19 protein-coding genes are annotated in these 20,769 nt (G+C 48.6%); all 19 read left to right on the forward strand.

Annotated features, from left to right (window positions below):
• Window positions 1–131: 131 nt before the first annotated feature.
• The 19 genes from spoVT to AC4E8D_RS00325 all read left to right on the forward strand — a co-directional run bounded on the left by spoVT (window position 132) and on the right by AC4E8D_RS00325 (window position 20,722).
• Complete coding sequence (gene spoVT, locus AC4E8D_RS00235) at window positions 132–674, forward strand: stage V sporulation protein T (RefSeq protein WP_036606123.1); 543 nt, start codon at window positions 132–134, stop codon at window positions 672–674.
• A gap of 167 nt (window positions 675–841) precedes the next feature.
• Window positions 842–2,590 carry a putative polysaccharide biosynthesis protein gene (locus tag AC4E8D_RS00240; protein WP_339180991.1) on the forward strand — a complete coding sequence of 583 codons (1,749 nt, stop codon included), beginning with the start codon at window positions 842–844 and terminating at the stop codon, window positions 2,588–2,590.
• A 147-nt stretch (window positions 2,591–2,737) separates the two neighbouring features.
• A complete protein-coding gene (yabN, locus tag AC4E8D_RS00245; RefSeq protein WP_221825822.1) occupies window positions 2,738–4,231 on the forward strand; it encodes a bifunctional methyltransferase/pyrophosphohydrolase YabN in 1,494 nt (497 codons plus the stop codon).
• Between the two features lie 307 nt (window positions 4,232–4,538).
• Window positions 4,539–4,811: an HU family DNA-binding protein gene (locus tag AC4E8D_RS00250; RefSeq protein ID WP_017691362.1), complete on the forward strand. Its 273-nt coding sequence runs from the start codon at window positions 4,539–4,541 to the stop codon at window positions 4,809–4,811.
• Window positions 4,811–5,089, forward strand: a complete 279-nt coding sequence (locus AC4E8D_RS00255; RefSeq protein ID WP_017691361.1) for an RNA-binding S4 domain-containing protein — start codon at window positions 4,811–4,813, stop codon at window positions 5,087–5,089. The genes AC4E8D_RS00250 and AC4E8D_RS00255 overlap by 1 nt, the downstream gene beginning before the upstream one ends.
• A 171-nt stretch (window positions 5,090–5,260) precedes the next feature.
• Window positions 5,261–5,545: a sporulation protein YabP gene (yabP, locus tag AC4E8D_RS00260; protein WP_076216757.1), complete on the forward strand. Its 285-nt coding sequence runs from the start codon at window positions 5,261–5,263 to the stop codon at window positions 5,543–5,545.
• Window positions 5,542–6,111 (forward strand): spore cortex biosynthesis protein YabQ, encoded by a 570-nt coding sequence (gene yabQ / locus AC4E8D_RS00265; protein WP_237178573.1) that lies wholly within the window; start codon window positions 5,542–5,544, stop codon window positions 6,109–6,111. Before yabP ends, yabQ begins: the two co-directional genes overlap by 4 nt.
• A gap of 11 nt (window positions 6,112–6,122) precedes the next feature.
• The gene (locus AC4E8D_RS00270) at window positions 6,123–6,458 is read left to right on the forward strand and encodes an FtsB family cell division protein (protein ID WP_017691358.1); all 336 of its coding nucleotides are present in this window, start codon (window positions 6,123–6,125) and stop codon (window positions 6,456–6,458) included.
• A gap of 198 nt (window positions 6,459–6,656) precedes the next feature.
• Entirely contained in the window at window positions 6,657–7,187 is a 531-nt protein-coding gene (locus tag AC4E8D_RS00275; protein WP_017691357.1) for a S1 domain-containing RNA-binding protein, read from the forward strand.
• A 473-nt stretch (window positions 7,188–7,660) separates the two neighbouring features.
• The gene (gene spoIIE, locus AC4E8D_RS00280) at window positions 7,661–10,168 is read left to right on the forward strand and encodes a stage II sporulation protein E (RefSeq protein ID WP_221825818.1); all 2,508 of its coding nucleotides are present in this window, start codon (window positions 7,661–7,663) and stop codon (window positions 10,166–10,168) included.
• Between the two features lie 85 nt (window positions 10,169–10,253).
• On the forward strand, window positions 10,254–11,006 hold the full coding sequence (locus AC4E8D_RS00285; protein WP_221825814.1) for a VWA domain-containing protein: 753 nt from the start codon (window positions 10,254–10,256) through the stop codon (window positions 11,004–11,006).
• Window positions 10,990–11,937, forward strand: a complete 948-nt coding sequence (locus tag AC4E8D_RS00290; RefSeq protein ID WP_036668459.1) for a serine/threonine protein kinase — start codon at window positions 10,990–10,992, stop codon at window positions 11,935–11,937. Before AC4E8D_RS00285 ends, AC4E8D_RS00290 begins: the two co-directional genes overlap by 17 nt.
• 44 nt (window positions 11,938–11,981) lie before the next feature.
• Entirely contained in the window at window positions 11,982–13,421 is a 1,440-nt protein-coding gene (gene tilS, locus AC4E8D_RS00295) for a tRNA lysidine(34) synthetase TilS (RefSeq protein ID WP_490205708.1), read from the forward strand.
• Window positions 13,422–13,473: 52 nt separating this feature from the next.
• Window positions 13,474–14,013, forward strand: coding sequence for a hypoxanthine phosphoribosyltransferase (gene hpt / locus AC4E8D_RS00300; RefSeq protein ID WP_017691352.1), 540 nt, complete (start codon window positions 13,474–13,476; stop codon window positions 14,011–14,013).
• A gap of 100 nt (window positions 14,014–14,113) precedes the next feature.
• A complete protein-coding gene (ftsH, locus tag AC4E8D_RS00305) occupies window positions 14,114–16,159 on the forward strand; it encodes an ATP-dependent zinc metalloprotease FtsH (RefSeq protein ID WP_036606115.1) in 2,046 nt (681 codons plus the stop codon).
• 299 nt (window positions 16,160–16,458) lie between these two features.
• The gene (nadA, locus tag AC4E8D_RS00310; RefSeq protein ID WP_091039121.1) at window positions 16,459–17,397 is read left to right on the forward strand and encodes a quinolinate synthase NadA; all 939 of its coding nucleotides are present in this window, start codon (window positions 16,459–16,461) and stop codon (window positions 17,395–17,397) included.
• Window positions 17,398–17,432: 35 nt separating this feature from the next.
• On the forward strand, window positions 17,433–19,082 hold the full coding sequence (gene nadB, locus AC4E8D_RS00315) for an L-aspartate oxidase (RefSeq protein WP_490205709.1): 1,650 nt from the start codon (window positions 17,433–17,435) through the stop codon (window positions 19,080–19,082).
• Complete coding sequence (gene nadC / locus AC4E8D_RS00320; RefSeq protein WP_339306364.1) at window positions 19,079–19,945, forward strand: carboxylating nicotinate-nucleotide diphosphorylase; 867 nt, start codon at window positions 19,079–19,081, stop codon at window positions 19,943–19,945. The genes nadB and nadC overlap by 4 nt, the downstream gene beginning before the upstream one ends.
• Before the next feature lie 6 nt (window positions 19,946–19,951).
• Complete coding sequence (locus AC4E8D_RS00325) at window positions 19,952–20,722, forward strand: type III pantothenate kinase (protein WP_026081372.1); 771 nt, start codon at window positions 19,952–19,954, stop codon at window positions 20,720–20,722.
• Window positions 20,723–20,769: the final 47 nt, after the last annotated feature.

Genomic DNA, 20,769 nt, shown 5'->3' on the forward strand with positions numbered 1-20,769 from the left:
GCATGTATAAGGAAATGGGAACAGATGAATACTATGGTCAAGATATCACACTAAACGTTCTGGGACTTTCCTCTACCCATTAAGGAACAGTAGTTGAAAAATCTTCTCGAGAAAGTGGGGCAACATGTGAAATGAAAGCTACTGGTATTGTCCGCCGTATAGATGACCTTGGTCGTGTGGTCATTCCAAAAGAAATCCGCCGTACGTTACGTATTCGTGAAGGTGATCCACTGGAAATTTTCGTGGATCGTGATGGAGAAGTTATCCTTAAAAAATATTCGCCAATTGGTGAACTTGGTGATTTTGCCAAAGAATATGCAGAATCCCTGTATGAAAGTACAGGACATGTAACGATGATTTCGGACCGTGATACTATTATCACGGTGGCAGGAGGCTCCAAGAAAGAATATTTGGACAAACAGGTGGGTCAACTGTTGGAAGGTTGTATGGAAAACAGAAAGACCATTTTGGAAACAAACAATGGTTCTTATGAGCTTAGCAAAGATCATGACGAGACGTTATCCTCTTTTGTTATTGCGCCGATTATTTCAGGTGGTGACCCCATCGGAACGGTTATTTTGTTCAATAAGGACGAATCAGTTAAGATGTCTCAAATGGAAGTGAAGATGTCTGAGACGGCTGCTGGTTTCCTTGGCAAGCAAATGGAACAATAGACCGCAGACCAACTCCTGGTGCCCTGTCTTGGGCATACGGGAGTTTTTGCATTTTAAAGGTACAAAGAAGTAGATCCGGCTGATTGTGATGGGGAAGGGTTAGTCTGTGTGCCTTCAGGCAGGTATAATAGCAAGGTATGCTTAAAAGGATTACGCAGGAGGGACTTATGAAACAGCCGTCTACAGGCTCAAGGCTGCTACAGGGTGCATTTATACTTGGGTTTGCTGCCATTATCTCTAAAATTATTGGTGCTTTTCAGAAGATTCCGCTGCAGAATCTGGGGGGAGACGGTGTATTTGGCATCTACAATACGGTATATCCGTTATATATGCTCATTATCACACTTGCTGCTGCAGGACTGCCGCTGGCCGTATCCAAATTCGTAGCAGAACAGAACGCACTCGGAAGACCAGACGAGAGCAGAAGAATTATTCGATTATCTTCCCTTCTGCTCGGGGGAATTGGAATTATAATGGCGCTCTTGATGTATGCAGGTGCGCCGCTGATCGCTGACATGATTGGCAACCGTCATGTGGTTCCATCGATTCGTGCAGCTTCATGGGCCTTGTTGTTCGTACCGGTGATGACAGGGCTGCGTGGATATTTTCAGGGATTACAGCAGATGGTGCCAACAGCGGTATCACAAGTGGTGGAGCAGACGATACGTGTTACCGTCATGATTGTTCTGCTTCTGTGGTTGATGAGACGGGACGCTTCGCTTGAGACTATTGCCGCTGGTGCCATGATGGGCTCTGTTGCTGGTGGAATGGTTGGTCTGTTAACCATGTTAGGGTACATGGCCCGACATCGGCGGAAAGACAAGGAAGTGGTCACAGGGCAATTGAATTCGGAATGGAGCAGCAACGTTGGAGAGGTTGGATCAGACAGGCATGAACGTCAGGAGCATAGGTCGGTTACGCCGCAGAAGAAAACGGTAAGTACTATTAATCCCGCTCTGGGAGAACGGTCACGATCCAACGGGGAATGGATCAGGACGTTGCTCATGTATGCCATTCCAGTCTGTCTCGGTTCACTGGCTGTGCCGCTGATGAATCTGGTGGATACTTTCACCGTGCCACGGCTGCTGCGGGGAGAAGGACTGGATGAGCTTCAGTCGATGGTTTCCTTCGGCATCTACAACCGTGGATTGCCGCTGGTTCAACTGGTGACGATGCTTGCCACGTCACTATCTGTGCTGTTTATTCCGGCGATGGCGGAAGCCCGATTAAAGGGCGGGCCAGAAGCCGTCCGGCAGCAAGCAGGCCTCGCGCTGCGCTGGTTCTGGTTGATCGGCCTGGCGGCATCCGCGGGTCTCGCGGTGCTGGCGGAGCCGATTAACCGCATGCTGTACGGAGATGCCGCAGGCACCGAAGCACTGCGGTACATGGCGCTGACGGCTGCGGGCAGCACCGTCAGCATCATTGCAGCGGCGCTGCTGCAAGGCCTCGGCGCCGTGCGTGCACCCGCGTTCAGCATGCTGGCCGCCGCAGGCGTCAAGGCGATGCTGAACGTCATGCTTGTGCCGGCGCTGGGCATCAGCGGCGCGGCTCTTGCAGGCGCAGTCGCCTACATGCTGGCGGCTGGCCTGAATGTGGCGCTGCTGGCGCGACTTGTCGCCCTGCGCCCTGCCCCTGGCGCCGTCCTGGCGAAGCCAGCGCTGGTGATCGCCGCCATGAGTCTGGCGGCGGTAGGCACGGCCTGGGCCGCCGAAGCGGTACTCGGCGGCATGGGTATCGCGGCCGATCGCAGGCTGGCCGCGATGGGCGTGAGCCTGCTGGGCATTGCCGCAGGCTCGGCCGTGTTCTTGCTGGCGGCGGCCCGGACAGGGTTACTGACCGCCGCGGAGCTGGCGGCTGTGCCCAAGTTGGGGCCTCGCCTTGCCAAGCAGCTGCGCAGACTGCGTGTGCTGCGCTAGCTCCATGCTCACGGTGCTTCTACACCTGGCACAGCGAATATGCAATTATAGGATATCGAATGATTCTGGTATAATACGTGTAATTAGTCCTGTTCAGACACGATGATTATGAGCCTGGACAGGATAGTCCGGATGGAGGTTTACGTAATGAGTGCAGCTTTAACCGTAGTGGGTCTTGGATCTGGAGATGCAGACCAACTGACCGTAGGTATTATCAAAAAAATGAAACATGCAGCTACACTGTATGTACGTACCCTGGATCATCCCGTATTGAATGATCTGCAACAAGAGGGGCTGGGGATGACATCATTTGATGCTATCTATGAGGCGAAGTCCTCCTTCCCCGAAGTATATGATGAGATCGCGAATCAACTGATAGAAGCCGCTCGCAAGGGGGAGGCCGGAACGGAGATTGTGTATGCCGTACCCGGTCATCCGATGGTGGCAGAAGCAAGTGTACGCCTGCTCAAAGAACGTTGTCCGCAGATGGGTATCTCATTGCGTGTCATGGGCGGGGAGAGCTTCCTAGATGAAGCTTTTATACGACTTGGATTCGATCCAATCGAAGGGTTTCAACTTCTGGATGCCAGCAGCTTGAACACAGAACTGGTACAACCACAGCTACATACGTTGATCGGACAAGTCTACGATGTGTTCACTGCTTCGGACGTGAAGCTGTGCTTGATGGAAGTTTACCCGGATGATTATCCGGTATTTGTTGGTCACGCGTTGGGTGTACAGGACCAAGAGGTCATTCACAAGATTCCATTGCATGAACTGGACCGGATCGAAGGGTACGGCAATCTGTCACTGATCTATGTGCCGAAGAACACTGATGATGCCCTGCGTCGCCGTTCCTTTGCGCGTTTACATGAGATCGTCAATATTCTTCGCAGTCCGGGTGGCTGTCCATGGGATCAGGAGCAGACACATCAGTCCATTCGCAAAAACCTGATTGAAGAGACCTATGAGGTCATTGAGACGATCGATGAGGATGACCCCGACCATATGAAAGAAGAGCTGGGTGATCTGCTGCTGCAGATTTTATTGCACTCCCAGATGGAAGAAGAAGTGGGCACATTTAATGTGTATGATGTCATCGAAGGCTTGAACGATAAGCTGATTTTCCGTCATCCACACGTTTTTGGTGATCATCAGGCCGAAGATGCGAATGAAGCTCTTCAGAACTGGGAACAGATGAAGGCAGAGGAGAAGAAGCGCAAGGGCCAGGATCAGCAGAAGGTTTCCGTGCTGGACGGCATACCGCGTGATTTGCCTGCATTGATGAAGGGATACAAGCTACAGAAGAAAGCAGCCAAAGTGGGCTTTGACTGGGATGATGTTGAAGGTGTGTTTGCCAAGATCGAGGAAGAATTGGCGGAGTTGAAAGAAGCGGTGCAACAAGGCCAGTCTGCGGAAGAACGGAAGCTAGAACTGGGTGATTTATTATTTGCAGCCGCAAACGTTGCAAGATTCATCGATACGGACCCGGAAGAGGCGCTTGCTGCGACCAACCGCAAGTTCGTCGGGCGGTTCCAGTACATCGAGGAGCGTTTACGTGAACAGGGAAGAACACCAGTAGATAGCAATGTAGAAGAGATGGAGCAATTCTGGCAGGATGCGAAGAAGGCAGGATTATAACGGGTTCAATTTTCTGGGAAATACCGATAAACCTTATTCCATCATGTTATGCAGTGTGTTATGATAATACGAACATGTGTTCATCTGTGTAAACTGAGGTTGGTGTTTAGCGACAGATGGTTTCGGGTACTGGTCTTAGACTGTCCCTGCGGACCATCGACAAAAAGCTAAAAAAAGTCGCGGACCAAGGCAGGATTTCAGATACCAAGCCAGAATACATGTGTAGTAACCTAACGCGAAACCAGCGGCAATAACCTATTGCTCAGGCTCGCAGATACTTTTTTTTCAATTTGGGAGGCTTTTAAAAATGAACAAAACAGATCTGATTAACAACATTTCAACCAAAAGTGGTTTGACTAAAAAAGACGTTGAGTCCGTATTAAACGGCTTTTTGGGAGAAATTACAGATGCACTTGCCAGCGGAGACAAAGTACAATTGATCGGCTTTGGCACTTTTGAGACCCGCAAACGTTCCGGTCGTACCGGACGTAACCCACAAACAGGGAATGAAATTGTGATTCCTGAGTCCACTGTTCCTGCATTCAAAGCAGGCAACAAACTTAAAGAAGCCGTAAAATAATGCGTCTTGATAAATTCCTGAAGGTCTCCCGGCTAATCAAACGCCGCACTGTGGCCAAGGACGTCTCTGAACAGGGACGTGTTCTGGTGAACGGACGTGAAGCAAAGCCTAGCGCCGCTGTTAAAGTAGGCGATGAGCTGACGGTTCAGTTCGGTCAGAAACTGGTCACCGTGAGGGTGGAACGAATTGCCGAGAGTACCAAGAAGGATGAGGCGAGCAGCCTCTACACCTTGGTGAAGGAAGAGCCGATCGCCAAGGATAACGGAATGAACTGGTAACAGTACATCTGGTATTGAATATTCATTCAATGCAAGTTGAATCGAAACGTCCTCCTGTAACAGGGAAGGGCGTTTTTGTTTTTACTGGATGCCGGTTATTTGTTCAACAACGCTGGTTCTATTCCAACCTCCACACCCATAAGCTAGGTGTAAGAAGGAGGGGTACATGCCATGGTTGAGCACGGTAAGGCCAAACAGCATCATCTGAGCATGCAGAATCGGAAACTGCTGGATCTGACGGGTGTCTCCAACGTGGAGAGCTTCGACAGTGAGGAATTTTTGCTGCAGACTGAACTTGGGCATCTGACCATCCGGGGGCACAATTTACATATCAAAAACCTGAGCCTGGAGGAAGGTTTGTTATCCATTGAAGGCACAGTCAGTTCGCTCCAATATCTGGACCCCGGTTCCCAGCCCAAAAATGGTAAGGGCCTGTTTGGCAAGATGTTCCGATGAGTCCGGATACTCAATGGATCACATTGATGTGGATGCTTACCTCGGGGGTCGTGATGGGAATGGCCTACGACAGTTACCGGGTACTGTCCGGACAGCTGCGGTTTCCGAGATGGAGTATTCACACGCTCGATCTGTTGTACTGGGTTGCTTCCGCGCTGTTCGTTTTTCGGATGCTATACGCCGGAAACCACGGACAGTTGCGGTTTTATGTCTTTTTGGGGCTGATTATAGGGGTTTGCTTCTATTTTTGGCTTTTAAGTGTTACAACCCAGCGTTTTGTGGTAATGTTAATTAAACTCGCAAGAACGCTGATTCATTGGTGTGGACATATCCTTAACATCCTGATCGTTATGCCGGCTAAAGGAATTTATAAGTTAATTCGCGTATTATTCGGTTTTGTAATTGCGATACTATTATTCCTGGGCAGGCTGGTGCTGCAGTGTTTGGTACCTTTCGGCAAGTTGTTCCGCTGGATGTTTAGGCCGCTCCTGAAACATTGGGTAACGCCACGCTTCATGATCCGTGTGGGTACAAGAATTGCAGCGATATGGAAACGCTGGTTTTAAGGAGGTCCGTAATGGGTAAAACACCTGTGGGCAGATCAAAGGCTCCAACTAACCAAGGAAAATCTGCCGGTGCAAAAAGGCGCCTCATGCTTTGGATGACGTTTATGATTGTATTTGTAATATGGGCAGGATATACATTCCTTGTGCAGACTGCACAAATTTCGGACAAGAGTTCTCATCTGGCCACTCAGCAAGCTTCAAAGGAAGATACGTTGAAGAAGCTGGAACAGTTGAAGTACGAAGTCAGCCGGTTGAATGACCCTGAATACATAGGACAGCTGGCACGGAAAAAAGGATATTATCTTCCTGAGGAAACGCCGATCCAGGTTGAAGAGTCAGGGAACTGATGGAATTCGGTCTATTACCGAGCTAGGTTTGTTATCCGTGTGTCTGAAGCCGTTAAACCGGAAAAAATAGGCTCTCTGATGGGGTAGTGTTCAGTTGACCTTGGTTTACGGCATAAGGTATAATTACATTAGCGCAGCATTGATTTTGGCATTCAAAAAATCGGGTTGTATATTTTTAAGGGAGGATCATTTTATTCTATGGCAATTGAAGTGGGCACCAAGTTAGAGGGCAAGGTGACAGGAATCACGCATTTTGGAGCATTTGTGGATCTGTCAGGAGGTGTCACGGGTCTCGTTCACATCTCGGAAATCGCCGACAATTACGTCAAAGATGTCAACGACCACCTGAAGCTGAATGACCTCGTTACAGTGAAGGTTATCAACGTTGACAAGGATGGCAAGATCGGACTTTCCATTAAGCAAGCTGTTGACAAACCGGTTGAGCAACAAACCCAATCTAGACCCCCGAGAGCTCCTAGACCGGAACGCAGTGGAGGAGATCGCGAACGATTCAGCGGCGGAGGCCCAAGTGGTGGCCAAGGTCGTGGTGGTGGCGGCGGTGGATTTAACCGTGGTGACCGCGGAGGCCGTTCTTTCAAGCCCGCAGCAGGCAAACCTTCATTTGAGGATAAAATGTCACGTTTCCTGAAAGATAGTGAAGAGCGGATCTCTTCGCTTAAGAAGAACACAGAAGGCAAACGCGGAGGCCGTGGGGCCAAGCGTGTGTAATCTGTCACAACCTGATCTAAACATATAAGTAAAACCGTTAGCCCATGGGCTAGCGGTTTTTTTGCGTTTCTATCACAGATAAGGAGTTGAATAGCTTTTTTTGTAAGGTGAAGCTCCATATCCCCAGTTTTTCTGCACGACAAAATGGAACCATAAGAACATTTGTCGTCTACCATTTTTTACCGACAGGTTTCCGTGGCATTCCACAGTTATCCTGCTCAAATGATGGCGAGACCAAACCATCGCCGGTTCAAAATCAGACATTCCGATTGTCGGAATCAAGTAGGAGAATGAATGAAACCACAATAAGGCCGGGGGTTTCGCTCCACCGCGCCAGGCTTGTTTCTTTTGTCGTAAACTTTTTGGACCCTGCCCACCTATTCTGACAAACTACGTCTTCTAATCTATCTATAATCAGAACCATCGAGAACGAAACACGAAAATTCAAATTAATCGAATGGGGTGCCTTGAGGATGATGGAAAAGTGGAATGTCATTCAATTTCCGGGAATGAAAGCAGGTAAAGGAGGTACGGAAGCTCGGGAGGAGCTGTCGGTACGTCTGAAACATTGGCTTGGCTCCCGCAAGGCTGTCCAGATGGTTGCTTCCCGCAAATGGGTACTGCTGCTCACATTCATGGGATTTCTGCTCGGAAAGGCGATGATCCTAAATGAGTTATCTCCCTTTGCCATTGCTTATTTCGCTGTAATTGCTTTCATGCGCAGGGATTACATCATTCCGGTAGGCGCTGCACTTCTCGCAGGCAGTCTCTTTGCACCGTTTCCGGTACCACTCATTGTTGCATCGGAGATCGCCATCTTTTATCTGCTCTTCCGTGGACTGGAATCGTATGATCGTGCTGAATTATCTTATGCGCCAACGATGGTGTTTACGACTACATTTATGGTCAAATTATTCGCGGTTGTGATTGGACCATCCTTCAGCTGGTACGCGATGCTGATGCTCACGATGGATTCGGTATTAAGTTTCGTGCTCACCCTAGTTTTTATACAAGCCATACCGATCTTCACCTACCGCAAAAAAAAATTCAGCCTAAAGAACGAGGAGATCCTCTGCCTGATCATATTGCTCGCTTCCGTTATGACGGGAGCCGTAGGGTGGACCATTCAGTCTTTATCCGTCGAGCATATGCTCTCCCGTTATCTCATATTAATCTTTGCGCTGGTGGGCGGAGCCCCCCTTGGAGCCTCAGTTGGGGTCATTACCGGCTTGATTCTGAGTCTGGCTGACATGTCAGCGGTGTATCAGATGAGCCTGCTTGCTTTTGCCGGGATGCTGGCGGGTATGCTTCGAGAAGGCAAACGTGCGGCGGTTGCACTGGGCATGCTGCTGGGTTCGTCCATTCTATCCATATATCTGGGCGGACCGGGCGATGTGATGAACTCATTATGGGAGACGTGTGCAGCTATCGTACTATTCATGTTAACACCTAAAAGCCTGATGACGGCGATATCCAAATATGTACCGGGTACGCAGGATCATACCAAATCGCAGCATGAGTATGCCAAACGAATACGGGATATCACGGCAGAACGGGTAACCCGGTTCTCACAGGTATTCCGTCAACTGTCACGTAGCTTTGATCAGATGTCCGGTGCAGGGGAGCAGGTACAGAAAGAAGGTGGAATGGACCATTTCATGAATGCGGTTGCCGAGGGCACATGTGCAAGCTGCTTCAAGCGTACACAATGCTGGGATGCGAAGTTTATTCAAACCTACAAATATATGACGGACGTGATGAGTACAATTGAAGGAAACCCGGAGATCTCAGGCAAGCAGATTCCAGTGGACTGGAACAGGGTGTGTGCAAAACCGGAAGAGGTCCTTGAAGTCATGCGTGCCCAGTATGGACTGCATCAACATAACATGCAATGGAAGCGTCAAATTATCGATAGCCGGCAGCTGGTTGCAGAGCAATTGTCCGGTGTATCTCAGGTCATGGAGGACCTGGCCAAAGAAATTCAGCGGGAAAGTGATGAGATGGTACAGCAGGAGGAGCAGATTCGGGACGCACTGGAGTCATTGGGCTTGTCCATTCACTCCATTGAGATCATCAATCTGGAAGCGGGCAATGTAGAGATTGAGATTGTACATGCATATACACGTGGATTCGATGAGTGCCGTAAAATGATAGCTCCGCTGATCTCGGATGTACTGGACGAGCATATTGCTGTCTTGCATGAGACCATGACTGATCCTCGTCAGGGATTGGCGACCGTTACGTTTGGTTCAGCCAAAACGTTCGAGGTAACCACGGGTGTTGCTGCCGCTGCAAAAGGGGGAGATGTGATGTCAGGCGACAGCTTCAGTACGGTTGAGTTAGGCAACGGTACATTCGCGGTGGCGCTCAGTGATGGAATGGGCAATGGGGAACGGGCACGCATGGAGAGCAGCGCGGCTCTGAACATATTGGAACAGTTGTTACAGTCCGGCATGGATGAGAAACTGGCGATCAAATCCGTGAACTCCGTTCTGATGCTGCGCTCCCCTGAAGAGATGTATGCCACAGTGGATATGGCGCTGATCGATGAATATACGGCAGAGACCACGTTTATGAAAATCGGATCGACGCCAAGTTTTATCAAACGAGGACAGGAGGTTATTCAGGTTTCGGCCAGCAATTTGCCAATCGGTATTATTAAAGATATTGAAGTGGATCTGGTAACGGTACAGCTTCAGCCGGGGGATATCCTCATTATGATGACGGATGGCATCTATGACGCACCGGGGTATGCGGTGAACAAAGAGTTATGGATGAAAAGGCTCATTCAAGAGATTGATACAGAGGATCCGCAAGATTTGGCCGATTGCCTGCTTGAAAGTGTTATAAGATATCAGCAGCATGAGATTTTGGATGATATGACCGTTGTTGTTGGAAAAGTAGAGCATTTCCGCCCTGAATGGGCCACACTGCGTGTGCCTGGCATCAACCGGATGGAGCGTCCACGGACCGTCAGTTAATTGCATATTCTTCTGTTTGAAGTCTCTTCATTCTGGCAATGCTAGTCATAGAGTTGGAGAGTAACGAATAACGGAGGGATATCGGATGAAGCAAATCTTATTGATCACCGACGGTTGTTCCAATGTAGGACCAAGTCCGGTGCTGGCAGCGGCCGAAGCGCTGGAAGAGGGGATTACGGTTAATGTGGTTGGCGTGATTGATTATGGAACCATTGGTGAGCTGGGTAGTCGGGAGATTGAGGATATTGCCAGAGCCGGAGGTGGAATCAGCCAAATTGTAGGTACACGTCAGCTTGCCCATACCATGCAGATGATGACAAGGAAAACGGTGGTTCAGACTATTCAGCAGGCGGTTAATAGAGAGTTAACACAAATTTTGGGAGAGAAGGAGCCCAAAACGGTAACGGATCTGGAGCCTTCACAACGCGCCCGGGTCGTGGAAGTGATGGATGATATGGCTGAAACTACAGCCTTACAGGTTATATTGTTAATCGACGTAAGTGCCAGCATGAAGCCCAAACTGGCTGCGGTAGAAGAAGGCATTCGTGATTTAATGTTAAGTTTGCAGGCGCGTATAGGTCAGAGCAAGCTTTCCGTATTTCATTTTCCGGGGCGACACAGTGGAGAAGATGCGGTAATGGATATTGACTGGACAACGGATCCAGGCCGTGTTCGGTCCTTGTTTGGAAGGTTGCAGATGAAGGGTGCAACGCCGACAGGTCCTGCAATTCAGAAGGTGATTGATTTTTACCGTTATGGTACACTGGAGAAACAGCAGGAAATAGAAGGGAACTATCGCATTGAAAGAGAAGGGATGCTCGGTGACAACGTTGTCTGACGCCTCTTTCCCGCCAGGAACAGTGGTTACAGGGAAATGGAATCGCAGTCGTTACACGATTCGGAAACTACTGGGCAAAGGAGCTAATGGCATCGTTTTTCTTGTCCAACGGGGTGAAAATGGCAAACACTACGCGCTAAAAATGGGATTTGATCCGGTTGATCTGCAATCGGAAGTTAATGTACTCAAATCCTTTCAACTACAGCGTAATCATGAGGCCCTTCGGCAGAGCGGCATTCCTTCCTATCTTAAAGATGTGGATGATTATGCCGTTCGCGGCCGGGATATTCCCTTTTATGTGATGCGTTACGTTAGAGGTGAGGCACTTCATCACTTTATTCGGCGTCAGGGGACAGACTGGACACTTCTGGTGGGACTTAGACTCTTGCAGAAGCTGGCACAATTGCATCAGGCGGGATGGGTGTTTGGTGATCTCAAACCTCAGAATGTGTTGGTATCCGACTATGGGCAGGTGGAATTGATTGACTACGGCGGAGTTACGTCGATTGGTCGAAGCGTCAAACAGTTCACCGAATGGTATGATCGGGGCTTCTGGAATGCAGGCAGCCGAACTGCAGATGGTACCTATGATGTATTTGCATTTGCATTATTATTGATTCATGTACTTGAAGCAGACGCGCTCAAGGCACTGGCGGCCGAGGGATTACCGCAACTGCGAAGTGTGAATCAGCTCGTAGCGCTGGTGGAGCGCAGTGAACGACTGGGTCCTTTTCGCAATTGGACGACTCAGGCATTACGAGGTCAGTTTCGTGATGCAGGTCATGCGGCACAAGGGTGGAAGGAAATGATGGCACGCCCCACGCCTCTCCGCCGTCGTTCCAAAAGTACAACACCGCGCTGGCTTAAAAATGCATTCGCTGTATCTGTGATATTACTTATTGGAGTGCTCATCTATGCACTACTTTTCTGATCTGTGAGAGTGCATATACATAACGCAAGGAATGAGGAACAGGTATGGAGGCTTTACGCTGGAACATGCTGGTGAAGAATGTGCTGGATGCAGCGGAAGAGCATCAGTTATGGGTTCCCGGGGATCGGATTGTCGTCGCAGTATCGGGCGGGCCGGACTCGGTAGCTTTTTTGCATATCATGCACGAGATCAGCAAGCAGCATGTGCCACTTGAATTGATCTGTGCCCACGTGCATCATGGCTTCCGGAGTGAATCTGATGATGAAGCGGAGAAAATGATGGAACTGGCACAGCAGCTTGGTATTACATTTGAATGGACCAAGGCCGATGTACCTTCATATATGGAGCTTACGGGTCAAGGACCACAAGAAGCAGCTCGCAACAAGCGATATGCCTTTCTGCACGAAGTGGCTTCCAAATATAATGCGGCAAGCATCGCTTTGGCACATCATGCCGATGATCAGGCGGAGACGGTCATGCTTCATTTGCTTCGTGGAACCGGCTTGTCGGGACTCTCAGGAATGAAGTTTAAAAGAAGAGAAAAAAATGTGGAACTTATTCGTCCATGCCTTCGTATAAACAAGACAGACCTTGTAGAAGCTTGTAATACCCAGGGTTTTATGTATTTCAATGATGAGAGCAACGCCCTGCGTAAATATCGGCGTAATGCCATTCGCTTGGATGTGCTTCCTTTTTTGGGGCAGTATAATGGACAACTCACGCCGTCATTGAATCGGCTTGCCGAAATTGTGGGTGATGAAGACGATTTCATGGAGCAGAGTGCATATGACACATACAGGTGTCTAGTGCAGGTGAACGGCGGAAGGCAAACCTTTGAGGTGCCTTCCTTCTTGAAGTTACATGTCGCTTTACAACGAAGGTTGATTAAACTAATATTGAATTATCTGCCTTTGGACAGTGATTTTGTCGACTTTACCCGTATAGAAACCATTCGGCGCAAGGTCATAGAGACCCATGTGACGACCTGGAGCCTGGATATAGGACAGACACTCGCCTGCACTCGGGAGTATAATCTGATTTCTTTTGGCATACGGACGGACGTACAGGATCAATCTTACGAGTATCGTCTTGCGCAATGGAGTGGAACTTATGAGCTTTCACTCACCCCAATTAACCGGTATATTCGGTTGATGACGGTGAGTCCCGAGGACTATCATGTACCGGAATCGGCGGATCAAGCCGCGTTTGATGCGGATCAACTGCTTATGCCGCTGGTTGTGCGTTCACGGTTACCTGGAGATACCATTAAAGTGATGGGATTAAACGGAAGCAAAAAGGTGAAAAATATTTTCATCGATGAGAAAATCCCCCCATCTGTCCGTCCACGTATTCCTGTGGTATGTGATGGAGCAGGTCATATCATCTGGTTACCGGGTGTTCGACGGTCCAGTGTGGCTCCTGTCAGGGAGGGCACTTCCGCAATCCTGTACATGACTGTAGGCGATTCAGCGATTCAGGGGTAGTGGTTATGGTTCAGGTAAGGCTTTCATAGTATAACTTAGGAGGTTCGCACAGTTGCAGAACGACATTCAGGAAGTATTGATCAGTGAAGAAGAAATTCAGAGTAAAGTCAAGGAATTAGGCGCAACACTAAGTGCCGAATATGCAAATCGCAATCCTTTGGTCATTTGTGTGCTCAAGGGTGCGTTTATATTTATGGCTGATTTGGTTAAAAACATAACGGTACCTGTTGAAATGGATTTTATGGCAGTATCCAGTTACGGCGCTTCCACCAAGTCATCAGGTGTTGTCAAAATCATTAAGGATCTGGATGTATCCGTTGAAGGACGGGAAGTTCTGATTGTCGAAGATATTATCGACAGCGGACTTACACTCAGCTATCTGATTGAACTGCTAGAAAACCGCGGCGCCGAGTCGGTGCGTGTGGTTACGCTGTTCGACAAGCCTTCAGGCCGTAAAGTTGAGTTGGAAGCTCATTACACAGGCTTTGACATTCCTGACGCGTTCATCGTTGGTTACGGTTTGGATTTTGCGGAGAAGTACCGGAACCTGCCCTATATCGGGATTTTGAAGCCGGAAGTCTATAGTAGCTAATATCCTGCCCGACCCAAGCCTTGAGCTGTTCTTGGCTTCTGTTGAGAAGCCATGTCGGGCTATGTTAAAATAATTAAAGTGTCTCGAGAGGAGGTAGGGGATGAATCGGTTCATCCGGAATTCTGGTTTTTATTTGATTCTTTTTTTAGTTGTGGTGGGGATAGTCCAGTTCGTCAGCAATGGCGGCGAAGCCACCGATAATCCTAGATATGATCAGTTGCGTGCAGCGATCAAAGCCAACAATGTCTCTGAATTGACGGTTCAATTCAACGGTCAAACGTATCTCGTGACCGGTCAATACAAGAAGGCACCTGATGGCGCCAAATCAGAAAATTTCTCAACGTATATTCCTCCTACGGATGAGGCAATTAGTGAGCTTGTAGCTGCAAGTGAAACTAACAATTTCCAATATCATCAGGAGCCAATGAAAGGTGACAGCATCTGGTTGACGTTGCTGACTTCCTTTATTCCTTTGATCATTATGTTCCTGCTGTTCTTCTTCCTGTTTAATCAGGCTCAAGGCGGCGGCGGTAAAGTAATGAACTTTGGTAAAAGCCGTGCTCGTCTCTACAACGAAGAGAAGAAGCGGGTTACATTTGAAGATGTTGCGGGTGCTGACGAAGAGAAACAGGAACTTGTTGAGGTTGTAGACTTCCTCAAGGACCCTCGTAAATTCGCAGCAGTAGGTGCGCGGATTCCTAAGGGCGTATTGCTCGTAGGGCCTCCAGGTACCGGTAAAACATTGCTCGCTCGTGCCGTAGCCGGTGAAGCGGGTGTACCATTCTTCACTATTTCAGGTTCCGACTTCGTGGAAATGTTTGTCGGTGTCGGTGCATCACGTGTACGTGATTTGTTTGAAAATGCGAAGAAAAATGCCCCATGTATCATCTTTATCGATGAGATTGATGCTGTAGGACGTCAGCGTGGTGCTGGTCTCGGTGGTGGTCACGATGAACGTGAACAGACACTCAACCAGTTGCTCGTTGAGATGGACGGATTCGGAGTTAATGAAGGTATTATCATCATAGCTGCAACGAACCGTGCAGATATTTTGGACCCTGCCTTGCTGCGTCCTGGACGTTTTGACCGTCAAATTACGGTTGACCGCCCTGATGTAAGAGGTCGTGAAGCTGTCCTGAAAGTACATTCCCGTAATAAACCATTGACCAAAGATGTGAAGATGGATATTATCGCGAAGCGTACAACAGGTTTCTCTGGTGCAGATCTGGAAAATCTCTTGAACGAAGCGGCATTGCTTGCAGCGCGTCGTAACCGTAAAGATATTTCCATGAAGGAAGTTGACGAAGCGATTGACCGTGTCATCGTTGGTACGGAGAAGAAAAGCCGTGTCATCAGTGATCGCGAGAAACGAATCGTTGCTTATCACGAAGCAGGTCATACCATTGTAGGATACTTCCTCGAACATGCTGATATGGTACATAAAGTGACCATTATTCCGCGCGGACGTGCGGGTGGATATGTAATCATGTTGCCAAAAGAAGACCGTATGCTGGTTACCAAGCAAGAATTGCTGGATAAAGTAACCGGACTTCTCGGGGGTCGTGTAGCTGAAGAATTGTTCATCGGAGAAATTGGTACTGGTGCATACAGTGACTTCCAGCAAGCGACAGGTATTGTTCGCAGCATGGTTATGGAATACGGTATGAGTGAGAAATTGGGACCTATGCAATTCGGAAGTTCACAAGGACAGGTATTCCTTGGTCGGGATATCGGTCATGAACAGAATTACTCGGATTCCATTGCTTACGAGATTGATCAGGAAATGCAACGCTTTATCAACGACTGTTATGAGAAGTGTAAGGACTTGCTTGTTAAACATTCAAAAGAGATGCACCTGATCGCTCAAACTTTGCTTGAGGTTGAGACTTTGGAAATGGATCAGATCAAGCAATTGATCGAAACAGGTTCTTTGACTCCAAAAGCAGAGAATGACAATGATGGTGAAGGCACACCAACTGAAGGCGGAGAGCCAATCATCGACACCATCGGTGATGTGCGTGTTCGTATTCAAGGTAAAGATGAAACGCCTGAGCCACCAGCCGGAGATATTCCAAACGAAGCTCCGAATCTGGAAAAGGGTAATAACAATAACCCGGATGATGGCGGAACTAAGCCAACGTCTTAATGCACAATACATCTGGCTATGATAGCAGGTGAAATCAAGAGAGCCCTCGAGGCTCTCTTTTTTTATCCATTATTTTAAAAGAGGATAGATAAAGATAAACGGGAGTTAGATGGCGAACCAGTTAGCAAACAGGTGGTTACAGCGCTGTTCCGGGCCTTTTTCATTTATTGACAGAGTCGTGAACGTTGTGTAAATTAGTTGTTAAACCGCTTGTGATTCGTTTCTCAAGCGAAGATAACGACTTAGGTTAGCCCACGAAACAGCGCATGACGCTGTCCCGATAAAGGAGAGGATCACAGGTGGAAGCTCTGGCTTTAGAGCGCAAGGCTGAGATGAACCGCGAGCTGCGTGCGCGGCTTATGGAGTTGAAGAAGGAACGTAATGCCATTATTCTTGCCCATTATTATCAACGTGACGAAGTACAGGAGGTTGCCGACTTCCGTGGAGATTCGTTTCTATTAGCCCAGAAGGCAGCCCAAACAGATGCGGATGTGATCGTTTTCTGTGGTGTTCATTTTATGGGTGAAAGCGCTAAAATTCTGGCGCCAAATAAAACAGTTATTATCCCGGACGAACGTGCGGGCTGCCCAATGGCAGATATGGTGAATGTGGATGGACTACGCAAATTGAAAGCACAACATCCTAATGCCAAGGTGGTTACGTATATCAATTCCTCGGCTGAGATCAAAGCAGAGACTGACATCTGTTGTACATCGGCGAACGCAGTCCGGGTTATTCAATCGGTGGATTCCGACGAAATTATCTGGGTCCCGGATAAAAACCTGGGACATTATGTGCAGCAGCATACAGACAAGAAAATGATTATCTGGGAAGGTTACTGCAACACTCACGATATGCTTACAGTCAAAGATGTGGTGGAGATGAGAGCCAAGCATCCAAATGCAGAGTTTGTTGTCCATCCAGAGTGTCGCCCTGAGGTTGTAGAAATGGGTGATTTTGTAGGCAGCACAACAGCTATTCTGGAGTATTGCAAAAATTCATCAGCGAAGGAATTTATCGTAGGTACCGAAGATGGTACAGGATATCAGCTTCGTCTGGATAGTCCGGATAAACAGTTCCACTTTGCTACCAAGTTCCTCGTATGTCCCAACATGAAGGTGAACAACTTGAAGAAACTGGTAAAATGCCTGGAAACGATGAAGCCGCAAATCTACGTGCCACCGGCCGTTGCCGACAAAGCCAGAGAATCACTAGAGCGCATGTTGTTGGTAAAATAGGATGCGCTACTCTTGCTCCAAGACAGGTGAATAACATGATACCGCAATATTTAGTTGATTTTGATCTGTCTGCACTACCCATGGTAGAGACGGATGTACTGGTTATAGGCTCAGGGATTGCTGGTTTGTTTACTGCCATTAAGGCAAGTGAACAACAACGTGTATTAATGATCACGAAGAAGTCATTACTTGAAAGTAACACCAGATATGCGCAGGGAGGCATCGCTGCGGTTATTGCTGAGGATGATTCACCTGCTTACCACTTGCAGGACACACTTGTAGCAGGAGCGGGCTTATGCCGCTCCGAAGCGGTAGAGGTATTGGTGAATGAGGGTCCGGACGGAGTGAAGGAACTGATTCGTTTGGGTACTTTATTTGATCTGGAGAACGGCGAGTTGGCGTTGACGCAGGAAGGTGCGCATAGCCACCGCCGTATTTTGCATGCCAACGGAGATGCAACGGGATATGAGATTGTACGTGCGCTTGCTGTTGAAGTGAATGAGCATCCCGGGATTGAAGTATGGGATGAGCATTTTGTTGTTGACCTGGTTACAGATCGAGATCGAGGGGAATGCATTGGTGCTCTGGTTCAGAAGGATGACGGATCTCAAGTGTTCGTGAAGGCACAGGCAACTGTTCTTTGCTCTGGTGGAGCAGGGCAGCTGTACCGATACACGACGAATCCGGATGTAGCTACTGCCGATGGTGTAGCCATGGCCTATCGGGCTGGGGCTATTGTTCGTGACATGGAATTCATCCAATTCCACCCCACCTCTCTTTGTTACCCGGGGGCCCCGCGTTTCCTTGTGTCAGAAGCCGTACGCGGCGAAGGAGCATATTTGCGCAATGTGAAGGGTGAGCGCTTCATGGATCGTTATCATGCCCAGCTTGAACTGGCCCCACGAGATATCGTGGCACGAGCGATTGTTAGTGAGATGGAGTCCACCAACAGTACCTTTGTGTACTTGGACATTACACATGAACAGCCAGAGATGATCAAGCATCGGTTCCCTACCATATATGAGACTTGTATGCGTTATGGATTGGACATGACAACGGACTGGATTCCCGTTGCACCTGCTGCCCATTACATGATGGGTGGAGTGAAAACGGATTTAAGTGGAGAGAGCAGCATCTCCCGATTATTTGCTTGTGGCGAGGTGTCTTCTACAGGAGTGCATGGAGCCAACCGTCTGGCAAGCAACTCCTTGTCAGAAGCGATTGTATTTGGCCGGAGAATTGTTGATCGCATTCAATCACTTTCCCCGCTCGGTTCATTACAAGTAAGAGGGGCTGCGCATTCATCTGTGGGCATGAATAACAAGATCAACAAGATCAACAAGATCACGGAAGAGCAAAAGCCGGTATCCGAACGACGCTTACGACTACAGAAAATGATGGTTCGTCAGGTAGGCTTGCGCCGGAATGGTGAGGACCTGCAGAAGGCCATGGACAAGCTGCAACAGGAATTGCAATTTTTTGATCAGACACTCACGCATAAGGAAGAGCTGGAGTATGCCAACCTTCTGACCTGTGCCTGGTTAGTTACCAGCGGAGCATTACACCGCGAGGAGAGTCGGGGGGCTCACTATCGTGAGGATTTCCCGGCGCGTGATGATATCGTGTGGCAGAAGCATAGTCTGCAGCAGCGAGAACAAGCGATTGTGGAGGAATTGATGTCATGATACTGAATGGATATAATGAAGGGCTTATCGAATCAATCAAAAACTGGCTTCGTGAAGATGTTGGTGCAGGTGACGTTACAACAAGTGTGACGATCCCGGCAGGCAATCAATCCAAGGCCATTATACACGCCAAAGACAATGGGATTATTGTAGGCATGACCGTGGCTGAACTTGTATTTCAGGTCGTTGATCCTGATCTTGTATTTACACCGAAGGTAACAGACGGAGACCAGGTTACCCATGGCACGATTTTGGCCGAGGTAGAGGGAAGTACACATTCACTGCTTACGGGGGAACGACTGGCACTTAACTTGCTGCAACGTATGTCCGGAATAGCTACGCGTACGCGTGCCTACGTGGATGTGCTGGATGGTCTTGAGACTAGGCTCGTGGATACACGTAAGACAACGCCGGGCCACCGATTACTTGAGAAATACGCAGTGCGCGTGGGTGGTGGAGCGAATCATCGATTTGGACTGTACGATGCCGTTATGATTAAGGATAACCACATCAAGGGTGCAGGCGGAATCACCGAGGCGGTACAGCGTGCGCGAACTGTTATCCCACATACGATGACGATTGAAGTGGAGACTGAAAATCTGAAGCAGGTGAGAGAAGCCTTGCAAGCCGGGGCAGATATCATTATGCTGGATAACATGCATCCAGAGCGGATGCGTGAAGCGGTTGAACTTATTCGTGAACAGGCTCCTCATGTGAAGGTTGAAGCATCCGGTAACGTGTCTCTTCAGACCATTCGTGGTATTGCAGAGAGTGGTGTGGATGTAATTTCGGTTGGCAGGTTAACCTATTCCTTTGAGAGCCTGGATATTAGTCTGGATTTAAATGAAAAGAAAGAGGGGTGAACCTCTTTGATTCTAGTTGTAGACGTGGGGAACAGCAATATGGTGCTCGGCGTATATCAAGGCCGGGAATTGCTGCACCACTTTCGTCTGAGTACATCACGTCAGTCAACAGTGGATGAATACGGCGTATTGATTTATAATTTATTTCATATGTCCGGCATCAGGGCAAGTGACATCGAAGGTGTCATCATCTCATCTGTGGTTCCACCACTGGTGAATGTAATTGAAGCGATGTGTGAGAAGTATGTAGGCAAAAAAGCTTTGCTCGTTGGGCCTGGTATCAAAACTGGCTTGAATCTGCGATACGAGAACCCTCGTGAAGTGGGTGCAGATCGTATTGTTAATGCAGTGGCAGCCGTTGAGAAGTATGGCGGCCCTCTCGTCGTGGTTGATTTCGGTACCGCAACGACCTTTGACTGTATTGACGAGAAAGGTCACTACCTGGGGGGAGCTATTGTACCTGGCATTCAGATCGCCACTGAAGCGCTCTATGAGCGGGCATCCAAGTTGCCTCGTATAGAGCTGGAGAAACCTAAAAAGGTTATTGGCCGTAATACTATTCATGCCATGCAAGCAGGTATTATATTTGGCTATGCAGGGCAGGTAGATGGTATTGTAGAACGTATTCGCGAGGAGATGGGGGCGAAGCCCCGAGTTATCGCGACGGGTGGTCTCGCTACACTTATCGCAGAAGAAACCCGTAGTATAGAGGAAGTTGATCCGCTGCTTACGCTTGAAGGGCTGCGTATTATATATGAGCGGAACCGGGAAAGGTGAGCATAGTGACGGCATACAGCGGGCTGAGATTACAGCTTAAGTGTTGT

The organism is Paenibacillus sp. SRL342, from assembly GCF_984798905.1.

Bases quoted from the DNA above. Each gene is read 5' to 3' on its own strand.
- spoVT (WP_036606123.1), top strand. From the start codon at position 132: ATGAAAGCTACTGGTATTGTCCGCCGTATAGATGACCTTGGTCGTGTG.
- AC4E8D_RS00240 (WP_339180991.1), top strand. From the start codon at position 842: ATGAAACAGCCGTCTACAGGCTCAAGGCTGCTACAGGGTGCATTTATA.
- yabN (WP_221825822.1), top strand. From the start codon at position 2,738: ATGAGTGCAGCTTTAACCGTAGTGGGTCTTGGATCTGGAGATGCAGAC.
- AC4E8D_RS00250 (WP_017691362.1), top strand. From the start codon at position 4,539: ATGAACAAAACAGATCTGATTAACAACATTTCAACCAAAAGTGGTTTG.
- AC4E8D_RS00255 (WP_017691361.1), top strand. From the start codon at position 4,811: ATGCGTCTTGATAAATTCCTGAAGGTCTCCCGGCTAATCAAACGCCGC.
- yabP (WP_076216757.1), top strand. From the start codon at position 5,261: ATGGTTGAGCACGGTAAGGCCAAACAGCATCATCTGAGCATGCAGAAT.
- yabQ (WP_237178573.1), top strand. From the start codon at position 5,542: ATGAGTCCGGATACTCAATGGATCACATTGATGTGGATGCTTACCTCG.
- AC4E8D_RS00270 (WP_017691358.1), top strand. From the start codon at position 6,123: ATGGGTAAAACACCTGTGGGCAGATCAAAGGCTCCAACTAACCAAGGA.
- AC4E8D_RS00275 (WP_017691357.1), top strand. From the start codon at position 6,657: ATGGCAATTGAAGTGGGCACCAAGTTAGAGGGCAAGGTGACAGGAATC.
- spoIIE (WP_221825818.1), top strand. From the start codon at position 7,661: ATGATGGAAAAGTGGAATGTCATTCAATTTCCGGGAATGAAAGCAGGT.
- AC4E8D_RS00285 (WP_221825814.1), top strand. From the start codon at position 10,254: ATGAAGCAAATCTTATTGATCACCGACGGTTGTTCCAATGTAGGACCA.
- tilS (WP_490205708.1), top strand. From the start codon at position 11,982: ATGGAGGCTTTACGCTGGAACATGCTGGTGAAGAATGTGCTGGATGCA.
- ftsH (WP_036606115.1), top strand. From the start codon at position 14,114: ATGAATCGGTTCATCCGGAATTCTGGTTTTTATTTGATTCTTTTTTTA.
- nadB (WP_490205709.1), top strand. From the start codon at position 17,433: ATGATACCGCAATATTTAGTTGATTTTGATCTGTCTGCACTACCCATG.
- nadC (WP_339306364.1), top strand. From the start codon at position 19,079: ATGATACTGAATGGATATAATGAAGGGCTTATCGAATCAATCAAAAAC.